This is a genomic window from Ralstonia edaphi (assembly GCF_958350185.1).
Lineage (GTDB): Bacteria > Pseudomonadota > Gammaproteobacteria > Burkholderiales > Burkholderiaceae > Ralstonia > Ralstonia edaphi.
This window is the reverse complement of record NZ_CATWHI010000016.1, coordinates 1-1,336: the sequence shown is the minus strand read 5'-3', so window position 1 is coordinate 1,336 and position 1,336 is coordinate 1. Positions and strand designations below refer to the sequence as shown.

1 protein-coding gene is annotated in these 1,336 nt (G+C 63.0%); it reads left to right on the top strand.

Translation table 11 applies throughout. The features are described 5' to 3' along the window. Positions 1-94 precede the first annotated feature (94 nt). A protein-coding gene (locus R2669_RS24795; protein ID WP_316890985.1) for an IS3-like element ISRso10 family transposase occupies positions 95-1,305 on the top strand; the annotation gives its coding sequence in 2 pieces (ribosomal slippage) (positions 95-419 and positions 419-1,305; 1,212 coding nt in all). Positions 1,306-1,336 lie beyond the last annotated feature (31 nt).

The following is a 1,336-nucleotide window of genomic DNA, read 5'->3' as shown; positions in this document are numbered from 1 at the left end:
TGGAACGGCCCCCTGAATCCCCGGACACAGTCACCCACTTAAACTAACGGGTAGGCATACGACTGTGTTTATGACTAGCAGCAACCAAGAAGTGATGGAAGTGTTGACGGGCCCGGAGCGCCGCCGGCGGTGGTCGGTGGAAGAGAAGCTTGCGATGGTCCGAGAGAGCTTTGAGCCGGGCAAGACGGTCTCGATGGTGGCGCGCCGGCACGGCGTGAATCCGAATCAGGTGTTCCAGTGGCGCAAGCTGTACCAAGACGGGAGCCTGTCGGCAGTGAGTGCGGGCGAGGAAGTGGTGCCGGCCTCGGAGCTGGCCGAAGCGCTCAAACAAGTCCGTGAGCTGCAGCGCATGCTCGGCAAGAAGACGATGGAGAACGAGATTCTTCGCGAAGCCGTGGAATACGGTCGGGCAAAAAAGTGGATAGCGCGCTCGCCATCGTTGCCGGGGGACGACCAGTGAAGCTAGTTTGCGAGGTCCTCGGCGTAGCGCGCTCAAACGTGGCGGCCAAGCGGGCCCGGCCGGGTGATTGGCGCGACGGGCGCACAGCTCGGCAAACCGACGACGCTAGCTTGGTCGACGAAATCCGGCGCACCATCGCTGACTTGCCGAGCTATGGCTACCGGCGGGTCTGGGGCAGATTGCGGCGCGAACGTGAGCGTCAATGCGAAGCGCCGATCAATGCCAAGCGTGTCTATCGGGTCATGCGTGTGCACAGCTTGCTGCTTGAGCGCAGGCCGACGCCACCGCGTCCACAGCGCCGGCATGACGGCAAGGTCGCCGTGGCCAAGAGCAACCAGCGCTGGTGCTCCGATGGCTTCGAGTTCCGCTGCGACAACGGCGAGCCGCTGCGGGTGACGTTCGCGCTGGATTGCTGCGACCGCGAGGCGATGAGCTGGGTGGCGACGACCGGCGGCTACAGCGGCGACGTAGTACGCGACGTGATGCTGGCGGCCGTCGAGCAGCGCTTCGGCAATGTTCCGAAAGCGCCAGCGGAAATTGAATGGCTGACGGACAACGGCTCAGGCTACATTGCTGGGAAGACTCGCGAGTTCGCCACGGACATTGGCTTGAAGCCATTGACGACACCGGTTTGCAGCCCGCAGAGCAACGGCATGGCCGAGAGCTTCGTGAAGACGATGAAGCGCGACTACGTCGCCTTCATGCCCAAGCCTGACGCGGCCACAGCGACGCGCAACCTCGCCATCGCGTTCGAGCATTACAACGAGCAGCATCCCCATAGCGCACTGAAATATCGCTCGCCACGCGAGTTCAGGCGCAGGACGGAATCATCAACTCAAGTGTGAGGCGGTGTCCGGAGATGCGGGGGCAAATCCA